At 73.6% G+C, this 17,381-nt stretch carries 19 protein-coding genes; 8 read left to right on the forward strand and 11 right to left on the reverse strand.

The window, feature by feature from the left end:
• Positions 1-111: 111 nt before the first annotated feature.
• Positions 112-1,593: an FAD-dependent oxidoreductase gene (locus JWQ92_RS13960; RefSeq protein WP_297345069.1), complete on the reverse strand. Its 1,482-nt coding sequence runs from the start codon at positions 1,591-1,593 to the stop codon at positions 112-114.
• A 59-nt stretch (positions 1,594-1,652) separates the two neighbouring features.
• Here JWQ92_RS13960 and JWQ92_RS13965 point away from each other — a divergent pair, with 59 nt between their 5' ends.
• The 3 genes from JWQ92_RS13965 (at position 1,653) to JWQ92_RS13975 (ending at position 4,595) form a co-directional block, all read left to right on the forward strand.
• Positions 1,653-2,579: a pseudouridine-5'-phosphate glycosidase gene (locus tag JWQ92_RS13965; RefSeq protein WP_297345070.1), complete on the forward strand. Its 927-nt coding sequence runs from the start codon at positions 1,653-1,655 to the stop codon at positions 2,577-2,579.
• Complete coding sequence (locus JWQ92_RS13970; protein ID WP_297345071.1) at positions 2,576-3,454, forward strand: carbohydrate kinase family protein; 879 nt, start codon at positions 2,576-2,578, stop codon at positions 3,452-3,454. The genes JWQ92_RS13965 and JWQ92_RS13970 overlap by 4 nt, the downstream gene beginning before the upstream one ends.
• A gap of 136 nt (positions 3,455-3,590) precedes the next feature.
• Positions 3,591-4,595 (forward strand): phosphodiesterase, encoded by a 1,005-nt coding sequence (locus JWQ92_RS13975; RefSeq protein ID WP_297345072.1) that lies wholly within the window; start codon positions 3,591-3,593, stop codon positions 4,593-4,595.
• Here the strand turns inward: JWQ92_RS13975 and JWQ92_RS13980 are convergent.
• Positions 4,570-6,150: a stealth family protein gene (locus tag JWQ92_RS13980; protein WP_297345073.1), complete on the reverse strand. Its 1,581-nt coding sequence runs from the start codon at positions 6,148-6,150 to the stop codon at positions 4,570-4,572. The genes JWQ92_RS13975 and JWQ92_RS13980 overlap by 26 nt on opposite strands.
• A gap of 150 nt (positions 6,151-6,300) precedes the next feature.
• Positions 6,301-6,855, reverse strand: a complete 555-nt coding sequence (locus JWQ92_RS13985) for a GDSL-type esterase/lipase family protein (RefSeq protein WP_297345074.1) — start codon at positions 6,853-6,855, stop codon at positions 6,301-6,303.
• Positions 6,856-7,079: 224 nt separating this feature from the next.
• Here JWQ92_RS13985 and deoC point away from each other — a divergent pair, with 224 nt between their 5' ends.
• The 3 genes from deoC to JWQ92_RS14000 are packed head-to-tail and all read left to right on the forward strand — an operon-like array spanning position 7,080 to position 10,364.
• A complete protein-coding gene (gene deoC, locus JWQ92_RS13990; protein ID WP_297345086.1) occupies positions 7,080-8,039 on the forward strand; it encodes a deoxyribose-phosphate aldolase in 960 nt (319 codons plus the stop codon).
• Between the two features lie 10 nt (positions 8,040-8,049).
• Positions 8,050-9,498, forward strand: a complete 1,449-nt coding sequence (locus JWQ92_RS13995) for an aldehyde dehydrogenase family protein (protein ID WP_297345075.1) — start codon at positions 8,050-8,052, stop codon at positions 9,496-9,498.
• Positions 9,495-10,364: an aldehyde dehydrogenase family protein gene (locus tag JWQ92_RS14000; protein WP_297345076.1), complete on the forward strand. Its 870-nt coding sequence runs from the start codon at positions 9,495-9,497 to the stop codon at positions 10,362-10,364. The genes JWQ92_RS13995 and JWQ92_RS14000 overlap by 4 nt, the downstream gene beginning before the upstream one ends.
• Before the next feature lie 128 nt (positions 10,365-10,492).
• Here JWQ92_RS14000 and JWQ92_RS14005 read toward each other — a convergent pair whose 3' ends face one another.
• The 4 genes from JWQ92_RS14005 to truB are packed head-to-tail and all read right to left on the reverse strand — an operon-like array spanning position 10,493 to position 13,129.
• Positions 10,493-11,425, reverse strand: a complete 933-nt coding sequence (locus tag JWQ92_RS14005; RefSeq protein ID WP_297345077.1) for a bifunctional riboflavin kinase/FAD synthetase — start codon at positions 11,423-11,425, stop codon at positions 10,493-10,495.
• Positions 11,426-11,430: 5 nt separating this feature from the next.
• Positions 11,431-11,874, reverse strand: coding sequence for a hypothetical protein (locus JWQ92_RS14010; protein ID WP_297345078.1), 444 nt, complete (start codon positions 11,872-11,874; stop codon positions 11,431-11,433).
• Between the two features lie 20 nt (positions 11,875-11,894).
• Entirely contained in the window at positions 11,895-12,263 is a 369-nt protein-coding gene (locus JWQ92_RS14015; protein ID WP_297345079.1) for a hypothetical protein, read from the reverse strand.
• Positions 12,260-13,129 carry a tRNA pseudouridine(55) synthase TruB gene (truB, locus tag JWQ92_RS14020; RefSeq protein ID WP_297345080.1) on the reverse strand — a complete coding sequence of 290 codons (870 nt, stop codon included), beginning with the start codon at positions 13,127-13,129 and terminating at the stop codon, positions 12,260-12,262. Before truB ends, JWQ92_RS14015 begins: the two co-directional genes overlap by 4 nt.
• Positions 13,130-13,214: 85 nt before the next feature.
• Between truB and JWQ92_RS14025 the strand changes: the two genes are divergently transcribed.
• Positions 13,215-14,210 (forward strand): ketopantoate reductase family protein, encoded by a 996-nt coding sequence (locus JWQ92_RS14025; RefSeq protein ID WP_297345081.1) that lies wholly within the window; start codon positions 13,215-13,217, stop codon positions 14,208-14,210.
• A 77-nt stretch (positions 14,211-14,287) separates the two neighbouring features.
• Here JWQ92_RS14025 and JWQ92_RS14030 read toward each other — a convergent pair whose 3' ends face one another.
• On the reverse strand, positions 14,288-14,476 hold the full coding sequence (locus tag JWQ92_RS14030) for a hypothetical protein (RefSeq protein ID WP_297345082.1): 189 nt from the start codon (positions 14,474-14,476) through the stop codon (positions 14,288-14,290).
• A gap of 314 nt (positions 14,477-14,790) precedes the next feature.
• Between JWQ92_RS14030 and JWQ92_RS14035 the strand changes: the two genes are divergently transcribed.
• Entirely contained in the window at positions 14,791-15,654 is an 864-nt protein-coding gene (locus JWQ92_RS14035) for an A/G-specific adenine glycosylase (protein ID WP_297345083.1), read from the forward strand.
• A gap of 3 nt (positions 15,655-15,657) precedes the next feature.
• Here JWQ92_RS14035 and JWQ92_RS14040 read toward each other — a convergent pair whose 3' ends face one another.
• The 3 genes from JWQ92_RS14040 to JWQ92_RS14050 form a co-directional block, all read right to left on the reverse strand.
• The gene (locus JWQ92_RS14040; protein ID WP_297345084.1) at positions 15,658-16,041 is read right to left on the reverse strand and encodes a DUF6804 family protein; all 384 of its coding nucleotides are present in this window, start codon (positions 16,039-16,041) and stop codon (positions 15,658-15,660) included.
• The gene (rbfA, locus tag JWQ92_RS14045; protein WP_297345085.1) at positions 16,038-16,472 is read right to left on the reverse strand and encodes a 30S ribosome-binding factor RbfA; all 435 of its coding nucleotides are present in this window, start codon (positions 16,470-16,472) and stop codon (positions 16,038-16,040) included. Before rbfA ends, JWQ92_RS14040 begins: the two co-directional genes overlap by 4 nt.
• A 160-nt stretch (positions 16,473-16,632) precedes the next feature.
• On the reverse strand, positions 16,633-17,381 hold a 749-nt coding region (locus JWQ92_RS14050; protein ID WP_367276741.1), incomplete at its 5' end, for a translation initiation factor IF-2.

The following is a 17,381-nucleotide window of genomic DNA, read 5'->3' on the forward strand; positions in this document are numbered from 1 at the left end:
AGACGGCCGGGCGACACGGATCGAGGGGTGGTGCGGGCGGCTTCGGGAAGCAGGTGGGCGCCCGTGAGAATCGGGCTCCCGCGTCTCGGATCGAGATCCGGCCGCAAGGCCTCAGTGTACCGCGCCCGGATCGGCGTGTCGCTCCGCCGCGCCGCCCCAGTCCGCGGGGTCCGGATAGCGCGCCAGCGCGCCTCGTGCGCCGCCCTCGAGCACCGCGCCGTCGGGCGCGAACCGGCTGCCGCAGACGGGGCAGTCCCAGGAGTGCTCGACGTCGTTCCAGGCGAGCGCCCCACCGAGGCGGGTGCACACCCCGGAGACGCTCCGCACCAGGCCGTCGACGCGACTCGTGGCGGTGATGCCCCGGTCGGTGCGGTGCACGATGCCCTGGCCCTCGGCGAGCAGCCGCCGGTCGGTCGCCGTGACGCGCAGGGGCGTGACGACCCGGCGGGCCGCCGCCGCGGCGTCTGCGGAGGCGCCGATGCGGCCGCTGCGCGGACGGGTGACCCGGCGGCCGATGGTGGCGGACCACTCGAGCTTCGGCTCATCGGCGATCTCCCGCGCGATGCGGATGGCTGCGGCGGCGCCGTGCGTGAGGCCCCAGCCGTCGAAGCCCGTCGCGAACCGCACACGGCCCGCCGACGCCGGCAGCAGGCCGACGAACGCGATGGGGTTGAACGGGCGGTAGTCCTGCCCGCTCCAGGCGGCGTCCCGGGTGAAGCCGTCGAGATGCGCGGACGCGAACCGCTCGACGGCCGCCAGGTGGCGCGACTCCGGCAGGTCGACGCCGGTCGGATGGGCCCCGCCGGTCAGGGTGACCCCGCCGTCGGCCGAGGTCGCGACGGTGGTGCTGCCGCCCGCGGTCACGCTGGTGACGATCGGGGCGCCCGGATCGGTGCCGGCGCCGTGGACCGCGAGGATCCGGTACGGCTGCGTCTTGAAGGCGTACAGGCCGCGGTCGAGGATCGGGGTACCGGTGGCGAGCACGATCGAGTCCGCCTCGCGGACCGCCTGCGGGGTGATCACCCGGCACGGGCCCGTGGTGCGCACGTCGACGTCGACGACCCGCTCCCCCTCGTGGATCGACACGCCGAGCTCACGGGCCTCGGAGGCGAGCGCGTCGAGCAGCACCCGCGGATCCAGCAGCAGCTGGCCGGGCAGCCGCAGCGCGCCGAAGGCGGGCACCGGCAGGGTCGGCCGGCGCAGCTTCTCCACGGCGAGCCCGGCCCGCCGCGCGGCGAGGTGCTCGTCGTCGATGCGCCTCGTCGATGCGGGGTCACCGGCGACGACGTAGGCGTCGCGCTGCTCGAACGGCACCTCGCGGCGCTGCACGAACCGCTCGATCCATGCGAACCCGGCCTCGTTCGCCTGCCGGTAGGCGACGGCGTTCTTCAGCGCCGTCTCACCGCGCAACCGCCGGTAGGCCGTGCCGTGCAGCTGGCTCACCACCCCCGCCGAGCGCCCGGTCGAGCCGCCGCCGACGGGTTCGGCGGTGACGACCTCGACCCGGATGCCCCGTTCCGCGAGCAGCACCGCGGTGGTCAGGCCCACGACTCCGGCACCGACGACGAGGACGGTGGGACCCGGATGCGCCATGCTCGAACGCTATCGGGCGCATCGGGACGGTCGCCGTGGGTTCCCTACGCTGGGGCGCTGTGACGGATCCGCGCTTCCAGGTGTCCGAGGAGGTGGCCGACGCCCTCGCAGCGCGGCGGCCCGTTGTCGCCCTCGAGTCGACGATCATCAGCCACGGCCTGCCGCGGCCCGGGAACCGTGAGGCGGCCGCCGGCTTCGAGGCCGTGCTCCGGGCCGCGGGTGTGGTGCCGGCCACGATCGCCGTGCTCGACGGCGTGCCGCACGTGGGCCTCGACGAGTCCGGTCTCGACCGGATCGCGGGCGAGGACCTGGCCAAGGCGAGCGTGCGGGACCTGCCGGTGCTCGCCGCCCGGGGCGGCAGCGCCGCGACGACGGTCGCCGCGACGATGCGGATCGCCGCCCTCGCGGGCGTGCGGGTCTTCGCCACGGGCGGGCTCGGCGGCGTCCACCGCGGCGCCGTCACGACCTTCGACGAGTCGGCGGACCTCGGCGCCCTCGCCGCCTTCCCCGTCGCGGTCGTCTGCGCCGGGGTGAAGAGCGTGCTCGACATCGGCGCGACGCTCGAGCGGCTCGAGACGCTCTCCGTGCCGGTCGTCGGCTTCGGCACCGACACGTTCCCGAGCTTCTGGCTGCCGGACAGCGGCCATCCTGTGGACTGGCGCGTCGACACCCCCGACGAGGTCGCGGCGATCCTCGCCGCGCAGGACGCGCTCGCCCAGCCCGGCGCAACGCCGGGGCTGGTGCTCGCCAATCCCGTGCCCCGCGAGCTGGCGTGGGAGCGCGGCGAGCACGACCGCGTGCTCGCCGAGGCCCTCGCGGCGGCGGATGCGGCGAAGGTGCGCGGGAAGGCGGTGACGCCGTTCCTGCTGTCGTTCATCGTGCAGGCGTCGGGCGGCCGCTCCCTCGAGGTGAACCTCGCGCTCGCCCGCAGCAACGTGGCCGTCGCCGCACGCGTCGCCACGGCCTACGCCGCGCGCGTCGCATGATCGAGCCGCGCGTCCTCGTCGTCGGGGACGTGATCGACGACGTGCTCGTGCGGCCGTCCGGCCCCATCCGGTTCGGCACGGACACCCCGAGCACGATCGCGCGGCTGGCGGGCGGGTCGGCCGCGAACACCGCCTGCTGGATCGCCGCGTCGGGCGTCGCCGCCACCGTCGTCGCGACCGTGCACCACGAGGACGTCGCCCGCCATGCGGCCCTGCTCGAGCGGGCCGGGGTGGCGCCGGAGCTCGCGGGTGCCGACGAGCCCACCGGCACCATCGTCGTGCTCTCCGACGGTGGGGAGCGCACGATGCTCACCTCCCGCGGCGCGAACGTGCTCACGGGCCCGGACGCGGTGCGGCCGGAGCTGCTCGGCGCGCACACGCTGCTGCACCTCACCGGGCACGTCGTGACCGGCCCGGACCGGGACGCGGGCTGGCGGGACCTGTTCGCGCTCGCGGCGCGGCTCCGGGTGCCGGTGTCCGTGGATCCCGGATCCGTCGGCCTGCTCGCCGAGTACGGCGCGCGCCGGTTCCGTTCCCTGATCGCCGGCTGCGATCTGCTGCTGCCGAGCCGTGAGGAGGCCGGGATTCTGACGGGAGAATCCGACCCGGAACGGGCCGCCCTGGCACTCGCCGAGCACCACCGGACGGTCGTGGTGAAGTGCGGGGCGGCCGGCGCCGTCGCCGTCAGCGACGGCCGCGTGATCGTGACGCCCGCCGCCCCGTCCACCCCGGTCGATGTCACGGGTGCGGGCGACGCCTTCGCCGGGGCCCTTCTGGCGTCCCTCGCTCGGGGGGTGCCGCTCGTCGGCGCGCTCGATTCGGCTGCGGAACGGGCGGCGGAGGCGGTAGGAATCCTCGGCGCGCGGCCCGCCTGACCCCGGTTTCCGTCGGCAAGGACGACGATTCCTGTTCACAGAACCGTCATCGGGTGTCCCACCGGACGACCGGGATGCGACGAATTCCGATGCGTACAGTGCGGTACTCCCTCCGGCGATGAAAGAGCAGGAACCGATGACCACCCGAGGCCGTGGCGGCCACGTCGAACCCGTGCGGACAGCGGAGCACGCCCGTCCGGATCATTTCCTGCTCCACCTGAGCGACACGCATCTGCTCGCGCCGGGCGGGCAGCTGTACGGGTCGGTCAGCCCGGAGGCGACGCTGCAGCGCCTCTTCACGGATCTGGAGGCCGCGGGCACGCGCCCCGAGGCGATCGTCTTCACCGGCGACCTCGCCGACCTGGGCGAGGCGTCCGCGTACCGGGCGCTCCGGCGGATCGTCGAGCCGGCCGCCCGCCGGATCGGTGCGCAGGTGATCTGGTGCATGGGCAACCACGACGACCGGGCCACGTTCCGCCGCGTGCTCTTCGGCCAGGTCGGCAGCAGCAGGCCCGTCGACCGCGTGTACGACGTGAACGGGCTGCGGGTCGTCACGATGGACACCTCGGTGCCGGGCTTCCACTGGGGCGCCCTCTCCGGCGTGCAGCTCGACTGGCTGGCGGAGGAGCTGTCGGAGCCGGCGCCGCACGGCACGATCCTCGCGCTGCATCACCCGCCGCTGCCGTGCATCCAGGACCTCGCCGTGCTCGTCGAGCTCCGCGAGCAGCGCGAGCTGGCGGAGGTGATCGAGGGCAGCGACGTGCGATCCATCCTCGCCGGCCATCTGCACTTCTCGACGAGCGGCATGTTCGCCGGCGTGCCCGTCTCGGTCGCGTCCGCGACCTGCTACACGCAGGACCTCACCGGCGAGGCGCGGGGCACGCGCCCCCAGGACGGCGCCCAGTCGTACAACCTCGTGCACGTGTACGGCGACACCGTGCTCCACTCGGTCGTACCGGTGACCGCGGGGCGCACGCTCTCGGTGACGTCCGCCGCGGACAGCGCCGCGGTGCTCGCCGCGCACGGCGTGGTCGTGCCCGACTCGACGGTCGCGCGGCCGGCGAAGCGCCGCCGCGACGCGGTCGATCGCGAGCTCGAGGCGATGACCTCGCCGATCACCCTGCCGCCGCGCTCGGAGTGACCGCCGCCTCCGGCACCTCCCAAGGCGCCGCGAGGGGGAAGTACCGCTCGAGGAACGATCGCACCGTGTGCGCGCGCTCCTCCGGGCCGACCTCGGGGAAGCTGCCGTCGTTCAGGCAGAAGAAGTCCTGGTCGCGTCGCCTCAGCAGCCGCTTCAGCAGCGCGAGCCCCTTCCGCGTCGTCGTGTCGACGTAGAGCGCCTTCGCCTCGGGGTTCTGGATCGCGGCGCCCGTGAGCAGCGCGTAGTAGTGGTACAGCGAGTTCGTCACGGAGATGTTGTCGGCCGCGCGGAAGGGGCTCGCGGCCGTGCGGGCGAACTCGCGCGGGAACTCCTGCTCCATCCGTTCGATGACGGTGCGGTTCAACGGCGCCGCCGCATGCTCGAGGTGCCGGGTGGTCACCCGGCCGAACCGGGCCTTGAGCAGCGCGCGGTTGACGCGGGCGGAGTTCTCGAAGCCGCTGCGGCGCGGATGGCTCTCGCCGATGCCGATCCGCAGGTCCGCCTCGACGAACCGGGTGATGCCGCCCGGCGAGAAGAAGGTCTCGGGCCGCAGCGGCCGCCCGATGAACATGTCGTCGTTCGAGTACAGGAAGTGCTCCGACAGGCCCTCGATGTGATGCAGCTGGCACTCGACGGCCTGCGAGTTGTGCGTCGGCAGCACGGACGGGTCGGCGAAGAACTCCACGCTGCGCACGATCCGCACCCGCGGGTGCTCCGCCAGCCACGCCGGTGCCGGCGAGTCGGTGGCGATGAAGATGTTCCGCACCCAGGGGAGGTTCTGGTGCACCGACCGCAGCGCGTACTTCAGCTCGTCGATCTGCCGGTAGCGGGCCTCGGAGTCGTCGCCCTCGCCGACGACGTAGCTCTCCATCCTCCGCGCCCTCGCCCGCTGCCACTCCTTGTCGGTGCCATCCACCCAGGAGAAGACGATGTCGACCGGGAACGTGACCTCGGAGGCGAACTGGGCGAACATGTCGCGCATCGTCAGCCAGGTGCGGCCGTAGCGGTCGACCTCGTCGAGGTGCATGTCCTCGCGCACGAACCGTCTGCGGGTCAGCGCGTTCGGGGCCGGCACGCGCACCTCGGCGCCGCTCTTCACCCAGAGCTCGAAGCGCACGGCGTGGTCGGTGCGCAGCGCCCCTGCGGCGTCGATCCGGGGGCGGACGAGGGCGAGCAGCCGCTCGTCCCGGCTCGCCAGCTCGCCGTCGGCGATCAGGATCGGGCGACCCCGGTGGCTCAGGTCGCGCTTCAGCGGGATCGCGTAGCAGGGTTCGTCGGCGCAGGCGATGACGAGGGCCCGCTGGACGGCCACGCGCTCGGTCTCGTCGACCACGAGGATCGGGCGGTCGAGGTCGTCCCGCATGAGCAGCACCTCGACGCCGCCGCGCTCGAGGGCGTCCGCGAGGAACAGGAGGTCGGACACCCGCGCCTCCGCCGGCGTCTCGGACCGGTTGACGAGCGCGAGCAGCCCGTCCTGGACCACCACGTCCGAGCGGCCGCGGATGCGCGACGCGGGCGTGGGCAGGGGCCGCAGCTTCGAGCGCACGTCGGCCATGGCGGTCCCCCTCGAGGTCGGGTCGTGTCGCGGATCCTCCTGCCGGCGCTGGGACGGCATCGAGTGCGGTCCCGGAGCGATCGTCCGAGCGATCCGCAGTCTAGGGGTCGCGGATGCGGGACGCGAAGGGCCTGCCCCCGGTCCCGGTCGTCAGGCCGCGAGGTGCGGGCGCAGGGCGTCGGCCCACACGGCGTAGCCGGCGTCGTTGAGGTGCAGCCGGTCGCTCGTGTAGCGCGGGCTCAGCTCGCCGTCCTCCTCCGCGACCTGCGGCCAGAGGTCGACGAACTCCGCCTTGACCGTGGGGGCGAATTGGCGCACGTGGATGTTCACCTGCCTGATCCACTCGGAGCGCTCCCGCTCCCGGGGCAGCACGGACACGACGAGGATCCGGGTGTCGGGCAACGCGTGGTGGAGGGTCCAGAGGATGTTCTCGGTCCCGCGCACGACCTGCTCGACCGTCGCCCTGAGCCCGAAGTCGTTGGTGCCGACCATCACGACCACGGTCGAAGGACGCCGCTCGATCACGTCGTCCAGGCGGTCCTGCACATCCGCCGTGGTGTCGCCGCTGCGGCCGGCGTTCACGACCTCGAGCTCGGGGAAGTACTCGTCCCAGGAGCCCGCCTCGGTGAGGCTGTCGCCGAGGAAGACGACCGGCCCGGCCGTTGCAGCCGAGTCCGTCGATGATGCGGATCGGGCGTCGGTCACCCGTTCAGGCTACGGCCACCTGCTGGACGGGACAAACGGTCCGGCCTCCGCGACACGCCTAGGCTGCCGGTCGTGAGCACCGAGTTGGAACTCCCGCACCGGCGGAGCCGCCCCGCGCCGGGACCGGGAGGCGTGGCGTGACGGTCGACGGATCCGGCGCGCGGGTCGCCCGGCGCGCGGGTTCCGCGGGTGCCGGTGGAGCGCTCGAGCTCCTCGACGGACCGGTGACCGACACGACCCTGCGCCGCTACCTCGAGGGCATCCCGGGGGTCGACGCGGTCGGCCTAGAGCAGCGCGCCGCCGGGCTGGCCACGCGCTCGCTCAAGACGTCGTCGAAGGCGATGGCGCTCGATCGGGTCATCGAGCTGATCGATCTCACGACGCTCGAGGGGGCGGACACGCCCGGCAGGGTCCGCTCGCTGGTCGCGAAGGCGATCACGCCGGACCCGTCCGATCCGACCTGCCCGCGCGTCGCCGCCGTCTGCGTCTACGGCGACCTCGCCGCCGTCGCCGTCGACGCGCTCGGTCCGTTCCACGCGCCTCGCGCCCGTGCCGCCGGCACGTCCGGCATCGCGGTGGCGGCGGTCGCGACCGCGTTCCCCAGCGGTCGCGCCTCACTCGCCGTCAAGCTCGCCGACGTCGCCGACGCCGTCGCCGCCGGAGCGGACGAGATCGACATGGTGATCGATCGTGGAGCCTTCCTCTCCGGCCGCTACGAGCAGGTCTTCGAGGAGATCCGCGCCGTCAAGGAGGCCTGCCGCCGCCCGGACGGCGAGGACGCGCACCTGAAGGTGATCCTCGAGGTGGGCGAGCTCGTCACCTACGACAACGCGAGGCGGGCGTCCTGGCTCGCCGTGCTCGCGGGCGCCGACTTCATCAAGACCTCGACGGGCAAGGTCGCGAGCAACGCGACGCTGCCGATGACCCTCCTCATGCTGGAGGTGGTGCGCGACTGGCACCGGCTGACCGGCGAGCAGGTGGGCGTGAAGCCGGCGGGCGGCATCCGCACGTCGAAGGACGCGATCCGCAACCTCGTGACCGTCGCGGAGACGGCGGGCGAGGAGTGGCTCCGACCCTCCCTGTTCCGCATCGGTGCCTCCAGCCTCCTGAACGACGTGCTGCTGCAGCGGCAGAAGGCGCGGACCGGGCACTACTCGGGCGCCGACTACGTGACGATCGACTGATGGGAACGGCATGAGCTTCCTCGACTACGCGCCCGCCCCCGAGTCCCGGGCGATCCTCTCGTTGCGGCCGTCCTACGGGCTGTTCGTCGACGGGGAGTTCGTCGACGGCAACGGCCCCGCGTTCACCACGATCTCCCCCGCCACGGAGGAGGGGCTCACGGAGATCGCGACGGCCGACGACGCCGACGTCGACCGCGCCGTCGCGGCCGCCAGGAAGGCGTACGACCGGGTCTGGTCGAAGCTGAGCGGCAGCGACCGCGGCAAGTACCTGTTCCGGATCGCGCGGCTCGTGCAGGAGCGGGCGCGCGAGCTCGCCGTCGCGGAGACCCTGAACAACGGCAAGCCGATCAAGGAGAGCCGCGACGTGGACATCCCCCTCGTCGCCGCCTGGTTCTTCTACTACGCGGGGTGGGCCGACAAGCTGGACCACGCCGGGCTCGGCCCCGACCCGCGCCCCCTCGGCGTCGCCGGGCAGATCATCCCGTGGAACTTCCCCCTGCTCATGCTCGCGTGGAAGATCGCGCCCGCCCTCGCGAGCGGCAACACCGTCGTGCTCAAGCCGGCGGAGACGACGCCGCTGACGGCGCTGCTCTTCGCCGAGATCCTGCAGCAGGCCGACCTGCCACCCGGGGTCGTGAACATCGTCACCGGCCCCGGGGCGACCGGGCAGGCGCTCGTCCGGCACCCGGACGTGGACAAGATCGCGTTCACGGGCTCCACCGCGGTCGGCCGCGAGATCGCGCGCGCGACCGCGGGCACGCGGAAGCGGCTCACCCTCGAGCTCGGCGGCAAGGCGGCGAACATCGTCTTCGACGACGCCCCCATCGACCAGGCCATCGAGGGCGTCGTCAACGGGATCTTCTACAACCAGGGCCACGTCTGCTGCGCCGGGTCCCGCCTGCTGGTGCAGGAGAACGTCCACGACGACGTGGTCGAGCGCCTCAAGCAGCGGCTGACGACCCTCCGGCTGGGCGACCCGCTCGACAAGAACACGGACATCGGCGCGGTGAACAGCGCCGAGCAGCTCGAGCGCATCCGGGAGCTGACCGCGGCCGGCGAGGAGGAGGGCGCGACGCGGTGGAGCCCGCCGTGCGTGCTCCCCGACGCGGGCTTCTGGTTCGCGCCGACGATCTTCACGGGCGTGCAGACCAGCTCGCGGATCGCGCGGGAGGAGATCTTCGGGCCGGTCCTCTCCATCCTCACCTTCCGCACCCCGCAGGAGGCGATCGCGAAGGCGAACAACACGCCATACGGCCTGTCGGCCGGGATCTGGAGCGACAAGGGCAGCCGCGTCCTCGCCGTCGCCGACGAGCTGCGCGCCGGCGTGGTGTGGACCAACACCTTCAACCGCTTCGATCCCGCATCCCCGTTCGGCGGCTACAAGGAGTCCGGCTACGGACGGGAGGGCGGCAAGCAGGGGCTGTCGGCCTACCTCGCTCCGGCAGGAGGGATCCGGTGACGCGCCTCGCCGTGCCCAAGACCTACAAGCTCTACATCGGGGGGAAGTTCCCACGGAGCGAGAGCGGCAGGACCTACGAGATCACCGGCGCCGGAGGCGACTTCCTCGCCAACGCCGCGCAGGCCTCCCGCAAGGACGCCCGGGACGCCGTCGTCGCGGCGCGGAGCGCCCTCAAGGGATGGTCGGCGGCCACCGCCTACAACCGCGGCCAGGTGCTCTACCGCATCGCGGAGCTGCTCGAAGGCCGGCGGGCGCAGTTCGTCGACGAGCTCGTCCGCAGCGAGGGGCTCACCGAGCGCCGAGCGGCGGCCGTCATCGACACCGCGATCGACCGGTGGGTGTGGTTCGCGGGCTGGGCGGACAAGTTCGCGCAGGTCCTCGGCAACGGCAACCCGGTGGCCGGCCCGTACTTCAACCTCTCCGTACCCGAGCCGACGGGCGTCGTCGCCGTCATCGCGCCGCAGGCGGGCGAAGGGCACTCCCTGACCGGTTTCGTGAGCGCCGTGGCACCGGCCCTGGTGAGCGGCAACACGGTCGTCGTCGTGGCCAGCCGGTCCGCGCCGCTGTCCGCGATCAGCCTGAGCGAGGTGCTCGCCACCAGCGACGTCCCGCCGGGCGTCGTGAACGTGCTCACGGGCTCCCCCGCCGAGATCGCGCCGTGGCTCGCGTCGCACGCGGACGTGAACGCCATCGACCTCGTCGGCGCGGGCGCCCTCGACTGGGTGCAGCTGCAGATCGACGCGGCCGAGACGCTCAAGCGGGTGCTCCAGCCCGAGGACGGTCCCGGGGCGCCCGCGCCGACGCTGGCACGGATCAGCGCCTTCACGGAGACGAAGACGGTCTGGCACACGAAGGGCCTGCTCTGAAGGCAGGTGCAGCGGGTGCCAGGCGCACGCGTGCCCACGCGGCCGGGGGCGGGCGATGACCCGAGGGCCGGGACGGCCCTCGGCGCTGGCGTCGCGGCGGAGGCGAGAAATCGGCTCCGCTTCCGGCTTCAGCGCGCAAGGGTGCGCACGCGGGCGACGTCGACCGCCATCTGCGCGATGAGCGGCTCGACGCCCTCGAAGGCGATCTGGCCGCGGATGCGGTGGGTGAACACCACGTCGACGGTGTGCTCGTACAGGTCGAGGGTGCGGTCGAGCACGTACGCCTCCACCTGCTTCGGCGGCACGCCCTCGAACGTCGGGTTGCTGCCGACGGAGATCGCGGCCGGGTAGTCCTCTCCCCCGCCGGTGCGGTCGATCAGCCGACCGGCGTACACGCCGTCGGCGGGGATCATGCCGTCCGACTCCTGGTCGAGGTTCGCGGTCGGGTAGCCGAGCTCGCGACCGCGGTGGGCGCCGTGCACGACGACTCCCCGCACGGAGGGCGGGCGGCCGAGCAGGGCCGCAGCCTCCTCGATCGCGCCCGCGGACAGCAGCTCGCGGATCCACGTGGACGACACCCTGCGGGAGGCGGTTTCGACCTGCCGCTGCACCGTGACCTCGAAGCCCGCCTCCGCACCGAGCCGGGTCAGCAGCGCGACGTCCCCGCGCCCGGCGTGCCCGAAGCGGAAGTCCTCCCCGACGAGCAGCCGGCGCACGTGCAGCGCGTCGACGAGGACCTCGGCGACGAAGGCCTCCGGCTCCTGCCCGGCGCGGGCGCGGTCGAAGGCGAGCACGAGCACCGCCGCGACCCCCGCGCTCTCGAGCAGCTCGAGCTTCTGCCCGGCGCCCACGAGCGGCGGGGGGCACGCCTCCGGCCGCAGCAGCTCGAGCGGGTTGCGGTCGAACGTGACGACCGCCGGCACCAGCGCGTCACCCGCGGCGGCGAGCAGGTCGCCGATGACGACCCGATGGCCCTGGTGGAGGCCGTCGAACTTGCCGATGGTCACGGCGGACGGGCCGAACCCGGCCGGCACCTCGCCGACCCCGTGGAAGACGCGCATCGCCGTCAGGCCTCCGCGAAGACGCGGCGCTGGCTGCGGAGGAACAGCAGGCCGAGGATCGGCAGGGCGAGCGGGATGAGCAGGTACTCGAGGCCGTAGTAGGCCCAGACCGTGCTGCGGTCCCCGGAGAAGGGGAAGAGCCCGAAGTCGGCCACGGAGATCGTGCCGACGACGAGCACCCCGACGAGCTCGATCGTGATCGCGGTGGCGGCGATCCGGAAGGCCCTGCGGCCCGGGGTGATGAGCGCGATCGTCGCGACGAGGTAGACGATCCCGGCGAACAGCGACAGCAGGTAGGCGAACGGCGCGGTACCGAGGTGCACGACGATCTCGAAGATGCTCCGTGCCAGCGCAGCGATCGTCATGATGAAGTAGAAGACGATGAGGGTGCGGCCGGGCCCGGAGGTCTTCGGGCGCGCCGGACGCGTGGTAACCGAGGATCCGCTCATCAGACCTCGATCCTCCCGCATCACGCGTGCTGCACGGTCCAGATGATCTGCATCCGCACGAGCATCACGGCGATGGCGAGGCAGGAGATGCCGACGACGACGACCGCCCAGCGGGTGCGTTCCATCAGCGCCCAGACGACCGCGGCGGGCGGGATCACGAGGGCCGACAGCAGGTAGGCGAAGAACTCGACCGGGTTGCCGGTGGGACGGTTGCCCGTGCCCGGCGCGACGATCGCGACCACGAGCTGCGCGATCAGCAGCACCTCGATGAGCGCAGGTCCGGCGAGCGAGAGGTCGGAGGGCCGGCGGCCGGCGAGCCCGAGCACCAGGGCGAGCACTCCCGCGGCGACGGCGACGGCGATCTCCACGGCGGTGTATCCGGCGATCACGCGGCGGCCTCCGGCGGCAGGTTCAGCAGCACCGACGCGACGCCGCCGCGGACGCGGGCGAGGCCGACGAGCCGGCCGCCGGGGTCGAGCGCCGCGACGGTCTCGGCGTCCGCGACGTCGGGCACATCGAGCCGCTTGCCCTGCTGGAGCGCGAGGGTCTGCTCGGCCGTGAGCGGCAGGGCCGGGAACAGCCGGGTGGCGACCGCCGCGGGGTCGGTCACCGCCAGGGGGGCCTCGAGCGGCACGGCGTCCTCGACGCGGAACGGCCCGATCCGCGTGCGGCGGAGCGCGGTGAGGTGGCCGCCGACGCCGAGCGCGGCGCCGAGGTCGCGGGCGAGGGCGCGCACGTAGGTGCCGGACGAGCAGTCGACGACCACGTCGAGGTCGCTGCCCCGCACGGCCTCGACGTCGAAGCGGGAGACGGTGACGCGCCTCGCCGGGAGCTCGACCCGCTCACCGGCCCGGACGAGCTCGTGGGCGCGGCGCCCCGCCACGTGGATGGCGCTGACGGACGAGGGCACCTGGTCGATCGGGCCCGTCAGGGCGGCGACGGCCTCGCCGAGGCCCGCGAGCACCGCCGCGTCGACCGTGCCCGGCTCCCCGATCGGCTCGCCCTCGGCGTCGTCCGTCGTGGTCGCCCTGCCGAGGCGGATCGTCGCCCGGTACGTCTTGTCGAGCCCGACGAGGTGGGTCAGCAGGCGGGTCGCCGCGTCGATCCCCAGGAGGAGCAGGCCGCTCGCCGCGGGGTCGAGGGTGCCCGCGTGGCCGACCCGTCGGGTGCCCGCGAGGCGGCGCACGCGCTGCACGAGGTCGTGCGAGGTGGGCCCGACGGGCTTGTCGACGAGGAGGATGCCGGCGGCCGTCACGGGAGCCCATGCTGCCAGCCCCTGGGTCGCACCGGGCCCTCCCGCCGCGGATCGGCCCCGGCGGGACGCCCTAGAGTCGGGAACCGTGCGCATCGGCATCGTGGGAGCGGGCGCCATCGGCGGCACGTTCGCCGCCCTGCTCGACCGGGCGGGCCATGAGGTCGTCGTGACCGCGCGCGGTGAGCACCTCGACGCGATCCGGGAGCGCGGCCTCGTGCTCCGCGGCGCCTGGGGCGAGCACATCGCCAGGATCGGCGCCGCCCAGGTGCTGCCCGCGTCGCCCGACCTCGCGCTGATCACCGTGAAGGCCCAGGACGCGCCTGCGGCGGCCGCGGCGCACGCGGCGCTGCTCGCCGGCGTGCCGGTGGTCGTGATCCAGAACGGCCTGAACGGGCCGCAGGCGCTGCGCCGGACACTGTCCGCGTCCCCCCTGATCGGCGGCCTGTCCCTGATCGCGGCGTCCTACCTCGAGCCCGGCGTGGTCACGGTCACGGCACCGGGCACGACGGTGCTCGCGACCGACACCGCGACGCGCGCCGAGCTCGCCGATGCGGCCGGCGTGCTCCGGCAGGCCGCGCCCGTCTCCGTCGCGCCGGACCTCGTCGGCGCCCAGTGGTCCAAGCTCGTCGTCAACCAGCTGAACGCCGCCGCGGCGGTCACCGGGCTGCCCGCGCAGCAGGCGCTCGCCTCCCCCGCCATGCGACGGGTCGTCGCGCTCGCGATGCGGGAGACGCTGCGGGTGGGTCGCGCGGCCGACGTCCGGTTCGGCGGCATCCCCGGCCTGACGCCCGGCGTGCTGCGGATGCTGGACCTGCTGCCGGCGACGGTGTCGGGCCGGCTGCTGGCCGGACGGATGGTGGACCGCATGGGGGCCGTGCCGAACCCCGGCAGCACCCTTCAGAGCATCCGCCGGGGGCGGCCGAGCGAGATCGACCACCTCTCCGGTGCGGTCGTCACCGAGGGCGAGCGCGTGCACGTCGCGACGCCGGTGAACCGGCGCATCGTCGAGCTCGTGCACGAGGTCGAGGCCGACGGCCGTTTCGTCCCGCCCGATCAGGCGGCCCGCCGGATCCTCGGCTGAGCCCGGATCCGGCCCACGTCCGGCATCCGGCCGTCGTTCGCCGCCCGGTTCCCCGGAGGTGCTCGGTCGGCGCGCGGTCAGCAGGCGTCGGCGAACACGCGACGCGGGTGGGTGACGTCGGTGAGGTCGAACGTGGCGTTCGCCCTCGTGCGGGGCACGGTCCGGCGGCGGATGCGCGGAGCGCCCGGCAGGTCGAGCCACGCGGTCGTGTGCCAGACGCCGACGAGCCCCGGCTCGAGGAGGCCCTGACCGCTGACGACGAGCACCGCCCGCCCCGGGGCACGCGGCGGCCCGCCCGGAACGGCGCGAGCACCTCCGTGCGGAACGCCGCCTCGTCGGAGACCGTGGCGGTCCCGGCCGGCACTCCCTGCCCCGTGATGGCAGCGGCGAGGTCCTCGGCGAACGCCGCCCCGGCGGCGGGATCATCGGCGTCGAGCCCGACCAGGATCCGTCCGGACGGGAAGAGCTCCTGCACCTCCGCGGCGTACTCACCGATCACATCCGCGCGCGCCGGCGCCCACCGTGCCATGACTCAACGCTACGCGCGGCGCACCCCGGCCCCGCTCCTACGCTGGTCCGGATGGACACGGGCGCGGTCGTCGACTGGTTCGGGGAGCACGCCCGCGACCTGCCGTGGCGGCGGCCCGGCTTCAGCGCCTGGGGCACGCTCGTCTCGGAGTTCATGCTGCAGCAGACCCCGGTCGCCCGCGTCGTGCTGACCCTCGAGGAGTGGCTGCGTCGCTGGCCTACCCCCGCCGATCTGGCGGCTGCACCACCCTCCGAGGTCCTGCGGGCCTGGGGCCGGCTCGGCTACCCGCGCCGCGCGCTGGCGCTGCACGCCTGCGCCACGGTGATCGCGGAGCAGCACGGCAACGTGGTGCCGGAGGACGTCGACGAGCTGCTCGCGCTGCCCGGCGTCGGCGACTACACGGCTCGTGCGATCGCCGTCTTCGCGCACGGGCACCGGCACCCCGTGGTCGACACGAACGTCCGGCGGGTGCTCGCCCGCGCGGTCGAGGGCGTCGCGGTGCCGGGACCGCCGAGCGCCCGACACGACCTCCCGGCGATGGCCGCACTGCTGCCGGAGGGGCGCGAGGAGCAGCGCGCGTTCAACGCCGGCACGATGGAGCTCGGCGCGATCGTCTGCACCGCCCGGGCGCCTCGGTGCGACGAGTGCCCGCTCGCGGGCGTCTGCGCGTGGCGGCTGGCCGGCTACCCGGAGCACGACGGGCCGGCACCGCGGAGGCAGGCGCGCTTCGAGGGCTCCGACCGGCAGCTGCGAGGCCGCGTGATGGCCGAGCTGCGGGCGAGCGACGCCCCCGTGAGCGAGGCGGAGCTGGCGCAGGCGGTCCCGGACGCGGCGGCGCGAACGAGGATCCTCGCCGGGCTGACGGTCGACGGGTTGGCCGTGGAGGCCGAGGGCGGCTGGACCCTCCCGTCGTGAGGGCTACTCGTCGCGCGGGGTGTACCGCGCGAAGACACCCGTCACCAGCAGCGCGAGCGCGGCCACCAGGTGGCCGAGCCTGAACGGCGGGCCCGTGAAGCCGAACGGGAGGACCGGGTTCCAGAGCACCGCGACCACGAGCGGCACCGGGAGCCACGCCCACTGCCGCGACTGCCACACGAACACGGCTGTGATCAGGGCGAAGATGCTCACTCCGAACCGGATGAACAGATAGCTGTCCTGTCCGACGAGCAGCAGGCCGCCGAGCAGCACGAGGATCCCGCCGGCGGCCGGCCCGAGGGCACGTCGCTGCCTCCGCGTGCCGTAGCGGTTCGCCAGCGTCGGCGTCCGGGCCGCGGCCCGGCGCTCCGCCCGGGTCCCGCTCACTCCTCGCCGGCCTCGCGCGGCTTCACGTAGGGGTCCTCCTCGCCGGCGTACTCCGCGCCGACCGCGAGGGCCCGGGTGGAGCTGTCCTGCTCGCGCGCCCGCGCCAGGAGGTCGGCGACGTGCGCCGCGTTCTCCGGGATCGCGTCGGGGATGAACTCGAGCGTCGGGGTCAAGCGGGCGTGGATGTTCCTGCCCACCTCCGTGCGCAGCAACCCGGTCGCGGCCTTGAGCGCCGCCGCGGAGTCCTCGCGCTCCTGCTCCGTGCCGTACACGGTGAAGAAGACGCTGGCGTGCTGCAGGTCGCCCGTCATGCGGACGTCGGTGATCGTCACGAAGCCGAGACGCGGGTCCCGCAGGCCACGCTCGAGCCGCTTCGCGATGATCTGCTTGATGCTGTCGCCGAGCTTCGCAGCCCTGCCGTGGTCAGCCATGCGGTGCTCCTTGGTCTTCGATCCGCAGGCGGATCGAAGCCTGTGTCGCTGACGCGGCGCTGAACGCGCCGCGCATGCGACGGTTCCGGTCGAATGCGTGTGCGTCGCGGAGAAGGGGATCGGCTGCGCCGAATCCCCTTCTCCGCGAACATGACCCGGGCTAGACCCGGACCTTCTCCTTGGTCTCCGTCGTCTCGATCTCGTCGCCGACCTGGATGTCGTTGAACCGACCGAGACCGATGCCGGCCTCGAAGTCCGTCCGGACCTCGGTGACGTCGTCCTTGAAGCGCCGCAGCGACTCGATCGCGAGGTTGTCCCCCACGACCACGCCGTTGCGGATGACGCGGGCACGCGCGTTGCGCGTGATCGTGCCGCTGCGGACGATGACACCCGCGATGTTGCCGAACTTGGAGGAGCGGAACACCTCGCGGATCTCGGCGAGGCCCGACTGGACCTCCTCGAACTCCGGCTTGAGCATGCCCTTCAGCGAGTTCTCCACGTCCTCGAGGGCCGCGTAGATCACGGAGTAGAACCGCACGTCGATGCCCTCGCGGGCCGCGCGCTCGCGGGCCTTCGGGTCGGGGCGCACGTTGAAGCCGATGATGATCGCGTTGTCGACCGTCGCCAGGTTCACGTCCGACTCGGTGACGGCGCCGACCCCTCGGTGGATGATCCGCAGCTGCACGGAGTCGTCCACCTCGATCTTCAGGAGCGACTCCTCCAGCGCCTCCACGGCACCGGACACGTCGCCCTTGATGATGAGGTTGAGCGTCTCGACCTTGCCCTGCTCGAGCGCGAGCTTGAAGTCCTCGAGCGACAGGCGCTTGCGGGCCTTCGCCAGCTGCGCGTTGCGCTCGACGGCCTCGCGCTTCTCGGCGATCTGGCGGGCGGTGCGGTCCTCCTCGGTGA

This window comes from Amnibacterium sp. (assembly GCF_025463795.1).
GTDB lineage: Bacteria > Actinomycetota > Actinomycetes > Actinomycetales > Microbacteriaceae > Amnibacterium.